We start from the raw sequence: 9,160 nt of genomic DNA, 5'->3' as shown, positions 1-9,160 counted from the left end.
CGCCGCAGCCGCAACAGCGATGACCACCAGCCCGGCAATGACTGCGATGACAATTGTCCGACGGCGGTTCATTCCGCCCGGTGCCGCGGCTGGGCCTGCGGTTGCGTCTGCTGGTTCCGGCGTCGTTCCCATGGCCGGACATTACCACCGCGGTGCCGCAAGCAGGGGCAGATCGCGCATGCGGCGCGTTGACGACGCGTTGATGCACGGCCGCCATCATGCCGGCCCGCGGAGCGCCGTGGTGCTTGACGCATCTCCCGCCTTCCGCATATCCTGAACGAACGGTCGGTAATTATTTATCGGAAATGCATAGGAGCAACCATGGCATCGCAGACCCTGCAGTCAGTGCCCGGAGAGCCAACAGCGGCACGGCACGAACAGAGCCTCGAAGATGTGGCCCGGCGTGACGCTGAAGGCCAGGCATACTTCGACAAAGTCATGGCGGATGACTCGCGGATTGAACCCCGCGACTGGATGCCCCCGGCATACCGCAAGACCCTGCTGCGCCAGATCTCGCAGCACGCGCACTCCGAGATCATCGGCATGCAGCCGGAAGCCAACTGGATCTCCCGCGCCCCCAGCCTCAAGCGCAAGGCCATCCTGATGGCCAAGGTCCAGGACGAGGCCGGCCACGGCCTGTACCTTTACTCCGCCGCCGAAACCCTCGGCCAGCCGCGCGATGCGATGAACCAGGACCTGATGGACGGCAAGGCCAAGTACTCCTCCATCTTCAACTACCCCGCCCGCACCTGGGCGGACATGGGTGCCATCGGCTGGATGGTCGACGGCGCCGCTATCGCCAACCAGGTGCCGCTCTGCCGCGCCTCCTTCGGCCCCTACGGCCGCGCCATGGTCCGCGTCTGCAAGGAAGAGTCCTTCCACCAGCGCCAGGGCTTCGAGATCCTCCTGGAACTCTCCCACGGCACGCCCGAGCAGAAACAGATGGCCCAGGACGCTGTGAACCGCTGGTACGCCCCGGCCCTGATGATGTTCGGCCCGCCGGATGACGATTCGCCCAACTCCAAGCAGTCCATGGCCTGGAACATCAAGCGCTTCAGCAACGACGAACTGCGCAACCGTTTCGTCGGCATGATGATGGAGCAGGTCAAGGTCCTGGAACTCACCCTCCCGGACAAGGACATCCGCTTCAACGAAGAAACCAAAAAATGGGAGCACGGCCCGCTGGACTGGGATGAATTCCACGAGGTCCTCGCCGGCCGCGGCCCCTGCAACGCCCAGCGCCTGGAACGGCGCCGCGAAGCACACAACAACGGCACCTGGGTCCGCGAAGCCGCCGCCGCCTACGCGGAAAAGCAGAGCCGGAAGCAAGCAGAAAAGGAATCCGCAGCATGACCACCCCCGAACCGCACGCAGGAAACGTCTGGCCCATCTGGGAAGTCTTCGTCCGCTCCAGCCGCGGCCTTTCCCACGTCCACGCCGGCTCCCTGCACGCGCCGGACGCCGCCATGGCCCTGCGCAACGCCCGTGACCTCTACACCCGCCGGAACGAAGGCGTGTCCATCTGGGTTGTCCCGGCGGACGCCATCGCCTCGAGCGATCCGGACGCCAAGGGCTCGTTCTTCGAGTCGCCCCAGGGCAAGGACTACCGGCACGCGACGTACTACACCAAGAGCGAGGGCGTGAAGCACCTGTGAGCACCACACCCGAAACGGCCGGCCACGGAGACATCTCCGTCGGCGTCAAAGGCTCCGGCAACAGCGGCGAAGCCACGGCCAGCGCCACCCGCATCACCCCCGGCAACGCCCTCCGCCCCGAGGACATCGCCCTCGCCGTCAGCCGCGGCACCGCCAAGCCGAGCGGGGACGTCGCCGAGTTCGCCCTGCGCCTGGGCGACGACGCCCTGATCCTCGCGCAGCGGCTCGGCCACTGGATCTCCCGCGCCCCGGAGCTCGAGGAAGACATCGCCCTCGGCAACATCGCGCTGGACCAGCTGGGCCACGCCCGCTCCTTCCTCAGCTACGCCGGCGGCCTTGACGGCCGCAGCGAGGATGACCTCGCGTACTTCCGCCGCGAGCCTGAGTTCCGGTCCGTCGAGATTTTCGAAATCCCGAATGGCGACTTCGCCGTCACCATCGCCCGCCAGTTCGTCGTCAGCTACTACCAGTTCGAGCTCTACCGCCGGCTGACGCAGTCCACCGACGCCACCCTGGCCGGCATCGCCGCCAAGGCGGTCAAGGAAGTGGACTACCACCGTGACCACAGCGCCCAGTGGGTGCTGCGCCTGGCCCAGGGCACGGACGAGTCCCGCGAGAAGATGATCCACGGCTTCAAGGTCGTCTGGCCCTACGTCGACGAGCTCTTCCGCGACGACGAGCTCACGGCCCGCCTCAGCGATTCCGGTGCCGCCGTCGAGCCCTCCAGCCTGCGCGCCGACTTCGACCGCCTCACCGGCGAGGTCCTCGCCGCAGCCGAACTCGACGTTCCCAAAGTCCAGCCTGCCCCCGGCGGCGGACGCAAGGGGCTGCATTCCGAACACCTCGGCTACCTCCTCGCCGAAATGCAGGTGCTCGCCCGCGAGTACCCCGGAGCGAGCTGGTAACCATGCCTGAGATGGACACCACGACGGCCGAGCAGAAGGCCTGGGACATCGCGGCCACGGTCTGCGATCCGGAAATCCCCGTCCTCACGGTTGCGGACCTGGGGATTCTCCGGAACGTCCAGTTGTTCGACGACGGCGGGCCGGTTCCCGCCGTCCAGGTCACCATCACGCCGACCTACTCCGGCTGCCCCGCGATGGACGCCATCCGGGACGACCTCACGGCGGCGTTCCACACTGCCGGCTACCCGCACGTCCGCGTCGAACTGGTGCTCTCCCCGGCGTGGACCACCGACTGGATGACCGAGTCCGGCAAGGCCAAGCTGGAGGAATACGGCATCGCCCCGCCGTCGGGCCACACTGCTGTTGATGGGAAACCAGTCCGGCACGCCGGGCCGGTCCGCCTGTCACTCGCCGTCAAATGCCCGCAGTGTTCATCGCTGAACACCAAGGAACTCACCCGCTTCGGTTCCACCTCCTGCAAGGCGCTGTACGTCTGCCAGGACTGCAAGGAACCGTTCGACTACTTCAAAGTTTTGTAAGGAAGCACCCATGACTGTTGTCCGCCAGACCGCCGCTGAAACGGCTGCAGCCACCGGCCGCCGTCGCGCGTCCTTCCACCCGCTGACAGTGGATGAGGTCCGCCGGCTCACCGATGACGCGATCGAGGTGACCTTCGGGGTCCCGGCTGAGCTTGCCGGCCAGTTCGACTACCTCCCGGGCCAGTACGTCGCCCTGCGCACCACCCTCCCGGATGAGTCCGGCGAGCCGAAGGAAATCCGGCGCAGCTACTCGATCTGCGCCGAACCGCGGAGCTTCGAGGACGGCAGCAGCGAGATCCGGGTCGCCATCAAGAAGGACCTGGGCGGGCTTTTCTCCACCTGGGCGAACGCCGAACTCAAGGCCGGCGACGCCCTGGATGTGATGAGCCCGATGGGCGCATTTGTGTCCAAGCACGGCCGTGACGGCAAAGAGCAGAACCTGATGACCTCGATGAATGATCCGGAAGAGCTCGCGGGGGAGCCCGGCTCCTTCGTCGCGATCGCCGCCGGGTCCGGCATCACCCCGGTCATCGCGATTGCCCGGACGCTGCTCGCGGCGCACCCGGAAACCCGCTTCGACCTGGTCTACGCCAACAAGGCCGCCATGGACGTGATGTTCCTCGAGGAACTTGCCGACCTCAAGGACAAGTACCCCGCCCGGCTCGCCCTGCACCATGTGCTTTCGCGCGAACAGCGGATCGCCCCGCTGCTCAGCGGCCGGATCGACGCCGAGAAGCTGCAGGCCCTGCTGGGGACCGCCATCCACGCCGACGACGTCGATGAGTGGTTCCTGTGCGGCCCGTTCGAGCTCGTCCAGCTGTGCCGGGACACCCTGGCCGAACGCGGCGTCAACCCGGACCACATCCGCTTCGAACTGTTCACCACCGGCAAGCCGGACCGCCCGGAGGGCAACGCCGGCCGTCCCGTGGTTGTGGACGAGTCCCAGGCGACCTACAAGATCACGTTCAAGCTGGACGGACTCCAGGGTGAGGTGGCCAGCCCCACGCACGCCCGCGAATCGATCCTCAACGCGGCCCTCCGGGTCCGCCCGGACGTTCCGTTCGCGTGCGCCGGGGGTGTCTGCGGAACCTGCCGCGCCAAAGTGGTCACCGGTGCCGTCACCATGGACGAGAACTACGCGCTGGAGCAGGACGAACTGGACAAGGGCTACGTGCTCACCTGCCAGTCCCACCCCACCACGCCGGAAGTCACCGTCGACTTCGACGTCTAGCAGTCCAGCCCGCTTCCCGCCCCGACCCCAGGAGCCCCATGATTTCCCTCTCCATCGCCGACGGCGTCGCCGAGATCGTCCTAGACGCCCCCCACAAGCTCAACTCGCTGGACGAGCAGGCCCTCAGGGATCTGTCACGGGCGTACGACGACGCCGCTGCCGCCGCCTCGCGCGGCGAGGTGCGGGCGCTGCTGCTGCGGGGCGAAGGCCGCGCCTTCTGCGCGGGCCGGGACATCGCCGGCGTCACGCCGGAGACGGACGACGTCCAGGGGTACCTGGGCGGGCTCCTGCAGCCGCTGCTGAAGAAGATGTCTGCCTTCCCGGCCCCCACCTTCGCGGCGGCCCAGGGCGCCTGCCTGGGTGTGGGGCTGGGGCTGCTGCTGGCCACGGATGTGGTCTACGTGGCGGAGAACGCCAAGTTCGGCTCCCCCTTCGCGAACCTGGGGGCCACGCTCGATTCCGGCGGCCACTGGTACTTCACCGAACGCCTTGGCATGCACCGGACGCTGGACCTGATTTACACGGCCGAGCTCATGAGCGGGGCGGACGCAGTGGCGCAGGGAATGTTCAGCCGGGCTATGCCCGCAGCTGATCTCCTGGAGAACACCCGCGCCATCGTTGCCAGGGCCGCCGCCGGCGCCACCAGTGCGTTCACGGCCAGCAAGGAACTCGTGGCGCACATCCGGGACCAGCGCCTGGGCCTCTGGGAGTCCATGGAGGAGGAGAACGCCGAGCAGGCACGCCTCTGCAAGACCGAGGACTACTCCGAGGGATTCCGGGCCTTCCAGGAGAAGCGCAAGCCGGTCTTCAAGGGCTAGCGGCGCCAGAACCGGGGCTACGCGGGACCAAGTTGTCCCGCTACTTGTCTTTCAGTGCAGCCATTCTCATTTTGAAGGTGCCCTTGTAAGGTTCGGTTATGACTTTGGGGAAACCAGTAACTAAAGCTGTCATTCCTGCCGCCGGACTGGGGACACGCTTCCTGCCCGCCACCAAAGCGATGCCCAAGGAAATGCTGCCGGTGGTCGACCAGCCGGCCATCCAGTACGTTGTCGAGGAGGCCGTCCGCGCCGGCCTGACCGACCTGCTGATGATTACCGGCCGGCAGAAGCGCGCGCTCGAGGACCACTTCGACCGGGAGCCCAGCCTGGAACGCGCCCTGGAGCTCAAGGGCGATCTTGAGAAACTTGAAGCCGTCCAGCACGCTTCTTCCCTGGGGCCCCTCTACTACGTGCGCCAGGGGGACCCGAGGGGACTGGGCCATGCTGTCCTGTGCGCCCGCCAGCATATCGGCGACGAGCCGTTCGCTGTGCTGCTCGGCGATGACCTGATCGACGAACGCGATGAGCTGCTGAGCACCATGATCGAGGTGCAGGCCCGGACCGGTGGCTCGGTGATCGCCCTGATAGAGGTGGATCCTGCCGAGATCAGCGCCTACGGCTGCGCCGATGTTTCAGCCGTCGACGGCGAGGGCCACGTGCGTGTCAACCGGCTCGTGGAGAAACCGTCCGTCGCCGATGCCCCCTCGAACCTGGCCGTGATCGGCCGCTATGTGCTCCACCCGGCGGTCTTCGACGTGCTGGAGGAAACAGAGCCCGGCCGTGGCGGGGAAATCCAGCTCACGGATGCCCTGCAGACGCTGGCCGTCTCCGGCTGCGAAGGCGGCGGCGTATACGGCGTGGTCTTCAAGGGCCGCCGCTATGACACCGGCGACAAGCTGAGCTACCTCAAGGCGGTCATCTCGATCGCCTCCGAACGGGTCGAATTCGGCGAAGAGCTCAAAGCCTGGATGAAGGCCTTCGTCAGCTGAACAACTCCGGCGCAGCTACCGGGTATCCACGTCCTCGAACACCAGGAAAGTCTGGGTGTCCAGGACCCCGGGCATGGACTGCAGTTGGTCGAAGATCACCCGGCGCAGGTCGATGTTGTCCACGGCGCGCACCAGCAGGATGACATCGAAGTCCCCGCCCACCAGCGCGATGTGGTGCACCTCCGGAATCGCGCGGAGCAGCTCCCGCAGCTCCCGCCAGGAATGCTGCCGGACCTTGAGGGTGACGTAGGCCGAGGACTTGAGGCCCGCCTTGATCGGATCCACCAGTGCCGTGAACTTGGTCAGCACGCCTTCCCCGGTCAGCCGCGCAATCCGCGTGTACGCGTGGGCACGCGAGATGTGGACGTTCTCCGCGACCTGCGTAACGGACATCCGCCCGTCCCTGGTCAGTTCGGCAATGATGTTCCGGTCCACATCATCCAGCGGTACCGCAGTCTGGTCCGCCTCGTCCTCTGCCATTCGTCCACACCCCCCGCCGGTAATCCAGCTCACACTTACGATTTGTCTTCCAGAATAGGGTAAATATCTGGACTTCTCCACGATTTTTGCAGGAGGTGGATACGAAACATCGCCCCACCCCATACTTGGAAGGAATAGTGGCTAGAGAAAGACGGACCAATGACGATCTCCGCAGACCATACGGCGCAGCCCCCGGCAGCGCCGAACAGTGCGGCAAGCGAGGCCGTCCGCAAGTTCGGCATCACTGTCGAGGACTACATGCTGCCCGCCCGGCACCAGATCCAGATGGTGGGTCCGGACGGCACCCTGAATCCGCACACTGAACAGGGAACCCAGCCGGGCCACGAATACACCCTCCCCGGCGATGAGGAACTGATGGCCGCTTACGAGCAGCTCGTCGTCGGCCGCCGCGTCAACGACCAGAACTCCGCCCTGGTCCGGCAGGGCCGCATGGCCGTCTACCCCTCCAGCCATGGCCAGGAGGCCTGCCAGGTCGCCGCCGCCCTGTGTTTGTCCGATGGCGACTGGATGTTCCCCACCTACCGCGACTCCGTGGCCGTGATGGCCCGCGGCGTTGATCCCGTGCAGACCATGACGCTCTTCCGCGGCGACTGGCACGGCGGCTATGACCCGGCCAAGCACAAGGTCGGCATCCAGTGCACCCCGCTGACCACCCAACTGCTGCACGGTGTCGGCGTGGCCCATGCCGCCAAGCTGCGCGGCGAGGACACCGTGGTCCTGGCCATGTGCGGCGACGGTGCCACGAGTGAGGGCGACTTCCACGAGGCGCTGAACTTCGCCGCGGTGTTCCACCTCCCGGTTGTCTTCTTCGTCCAGAACAACCAGTACGCGATCTCCGTGCCGCTCGCGCACCAGTCCGTCGCGCCGTCGCTCGCCCACAAAGCAGTGGGCTACGGCATGGCCGGCGAACGCGTCGACGGCAACGACATCGTCGCGCTCCTCGCTGTGCTGGACCGCGCCGTCAAGCTGGCCCGCGACGGCTCGGGACCCCTGCTCGTGGAAGCCCATACATACCGCATGCAGGCCCACACCAACGCCGACGACGCGACCCGCTACCGTCAGGACAGCGAAGTCGCGCAATGGGTTGCCAAGGACCCGTTGAGCCGGATGAAGACTTACCTGACGGACCGCGGGCTGCTCGACGACGACCGCTCCGCGCGGATCGCCGACAAAGCCGAAGCTGTGGCCGCCCAGCTCCGCGAAGGACTGAGCGAGGACGTCCCGGTCGACCCGCAGGACCTCTTCAAATACGTCTTCTCCACCCCCACACCACAGCTCAAGGAACAGTCCGCCATGCTCGCCGACGAGCTCTCCCGGGAAGAGGCCGCGAAATGAGCCCCACCATCACCACCTCCTCCGAGGCGAACGGCAACGTCAGCGCAGCCACGGCCTGCGCGGCCGCCAAGGCCGCCGTTGAGGCCGAAAAGACTGGCCCGCAGACCATTACCCTCGCCAAGGCCCTGAACACCGCCCTGGCCGACGCCATGCACGCGGACCCCTCGGTCCTGGTCTTCGGCGAGGACGTCGGCATGCTCGGCGGCGTCTTCCGCATCACCGACGGGCTCACCAAGACCTTCGGCACAAGCCGCTGCTTCGACACCCCGCTGGCCGAGTCCGGCATCGTCGGCATGGCCGTGGGCATGGCGATGAACGGCATGCGCCCGGTCATCGAGATGCAGTTCGACGCTTTCGCCTACCCGGCGTTCGAACAGATCGTCAGCCACGTCGCGAAGATGCACAACCGCACCAAGGGCGCCGTGAAGCTCCCGATGGTCATCCGGGTTCCCTACGCCGGCGGAATCGGGGGAGTGGAGCACCACTGCGACTCCTCCGAGGCCTACTACGCCCACACCGCCGGGCTCAAGGTCTTCACCCCGGCCACCGTCGCCGACGGCTACCGGATGCTCCGCGAGGCCATCGACTCCGACGACCCCGTGATGTTCATGGAGCCGAAAAAGCTCTACTGGTCCAAGGACCAGGTGGACCTGGACGCCCTCCGCGGCGAACACGCAGAGAACACCGAACGCGGGACCTCCTCCGAGGGCCGCGCCGCCGTCGCCCGCCCCGGCACCGACGCCACGCTGATCGCCTACGGACCGTCCGTCCCGACGGCCCTCGCCGCTGCCGCTGCCGCGGCCGAGGAAGGCCGCTCGCTGGAAGTGATCGACGTCCGCTCGATCGTGCCGTTCGACGACGAGACGGTCTGCGCCTCGGTCCGCAAAACCGGCCGCGCCGTTGTCATCGCCGAGGCGCACGGGTTTGCCTCCGTCTCCTCCGAGATCGTGGCCCGGGTCCAGGAACGCTGTTTCCACCACCTCGCCGCGCCGATCCGCCGTGTCACGGGCTTCGATGTCCCCTACCCGGCCCCGAAGCTCGAGCACTACTACCTGCCCGGCGTGGACCGCATCCTCGACGCCGTTGACGACCTCCAGTGGGAAGACTGACCATGAGCGAACCGAAAGTATTCCTCCTCCCGGACCTCGGCGAAGGACTCACCGAAGCCGAACTCGTCAACTGGCTCG

The 9,160-nt window shown here is 66.7% G+C and carries 10 protein-coding genes; 9 read left to right on the top strand and 1 reads right to left on the bottom strand.

From position 1 onward, the window contains the following. Positions 1-321 precede the first annotated feature (321 nt). From paaA to galU, 7 genes are all read left to right on the top strand, one after another. Positions 322-1,353: a 1,2-phenylacetyl-CoA epoxidase subunit PaaA gene (paaA, locus tag K789_RS0117240; RefSeq protein WP_024367848.1), complete on the top strand. Its 1,032-nt coding sequence runs from the start codon at positions 322-324 to the stop codon at positions 1,351-1,353. Then, complete coding sequence (gene paaB, locus K789_RS0117235; protein ID WP_024367847.1) at positions 1,350-1,655, top strand: 1,2-phenylacetyl-CoA epoxidase subunit PaaB; 306 nt, start codon at positions 1,350-1,352, stop codon at positions 1,653-1,655. Before paaA ends, paaB begins: the two co-directional genes overlap by 4 nt. Next, positions 1,652-2,560: a 1,2-phenylacetyl-CoA epoxidase subunit PaaC gene (gene paaC, locus K789_RS0117230; RefSeq protein WP_024367846.1), complete on the top strand. Its 909-nt coding sequence runs from the start codon at positions 1,652-1,654 to the stop codon at positions 2,558-2,560. The genes paaB and paaC overlap by 4 nt, the downstream gene beginning before the upstream one ends. A 2-nt stretch (positions 2,561-2,562) precedes the next feature. Next, positions 2,563-3,099, top strand: coding sequence for a 1,2-phenylacetyl-CoA epoxidase subunit PaaD (paaD, locus tag K789_RS0117225; RefSeq protein WP_024367845.1), 537 nt, complete (start codon positions 2,563-2,565; stop codon positions 3,097-3,099). 10 nt (positions 3,100-3,109) lie between these two features. Beyond that, a complete protein-coding gene (paaE, locus tag K789_RS0117220) occupies positions 3,110-4,330 on the top strand; it encodes a 1,2-phenylacetyl-CoA epoxidase subunit PaaE (RefSeq protein WP_024367844.1) in 1,221 nt (406 codons plus the stop codon). A 38-nt stretch (positions 4,331-4,368) separates the two neighbouring features. After that, positions 4,369-5,148 carry an enoyl-CoA hydratase/isomerase family protein gene (locus K789_RS0117215; protein ID WP_024367843.1) on the top strand — a complete coding sequence of 260 codons (780 nt, stop codon included), beginning with the start codon at positions 4,369-4,371 and terminating at the stop codon, positions 5,146-5,148. A gap of 98 nt (positions 5,149-5,246) precedes the next feature. Beyond that, on the top strand, positions 5,247-6,137 hold the full coding sequence (galU, locus tag K789_RS0117210; protein WP_024367842.1) for a UTP--glucose-1-phosphate uridylyltransferase GalU: 891 nt from the start codon (positions 5,247-5,249) through the stop codon (positions 6,135-6,137). Positions 6,138-6,152: 15 nt separating this feature from the next. Here the strand turns inward: galU and K789_RS0117205 are convergent, their stop codons facing one another. Continuing rightward, positions 6,153-6,617 carry an Lrp/AsnC family transcriptional regulator gene (locus K789_RS0117205; RefSeq protein ID WP_024367841.1) on the bottom strand — a complete coding sequence of 155 codons (465 nt, stop codon included), beginning with the start codon at positions 6,615-6,617 and terminating at the stop codon, positions 6,153-6,155. 159 nt (positions 6,618-6,776) lie between these two features. Between K789_RS0117205 and pdhA the strand changes: the two genes are divergently transcribed. Both pdhA and K789_RS0117195 read left to right on the top strand, forming a co-directional pair. After that, positions 6,777-7,973 carry a pyruvate dehydrogenase (acetyl-transferring) E1 component subunit alpha gene (gene pdhA / locus K789_RS0117200; RefSeq protein WP_024367840.1) on the top strand — a complete coding sequence of 399 codons (1,197 nt, stop codon included), beginning with the start codon at positions 6,777-6,779 and terminating at the stop codon, positions 7,971-7,973. After that, positions 7,970-9,082 carry an alpha-ketoacid dehydrogenase subunit beta gene (locus tag K789_RS0117195; RefSeq protein WP_024367839.1) on the top strand — a complete coding sequence of 371 codons (1,113 nt, stop codon included), beginning with the start codon at positions 7,970-7,972 and terminating at the stop codon, positions 9,080-9,082. The genes pdhA and K789_RS0117195 overlap by 4 nt, the downstream gene beginning before the upstream one ends. Positions 9,083-9,160 lie beyond the last annotated feature (78 nt).

It is taken from the genome of Arthrobacter sp. TB 26 (assembly GCF_000427315.1).
Taxonomy (GTDB): domain Bacteria; phylum Actinomycetota; class Actinomycetes; order Actinomycetales; family Micrococcaceae; genus Arthrobacter.
This window is presented reverse-complemented; position numbering and strand designations above follow the sequence as displayed.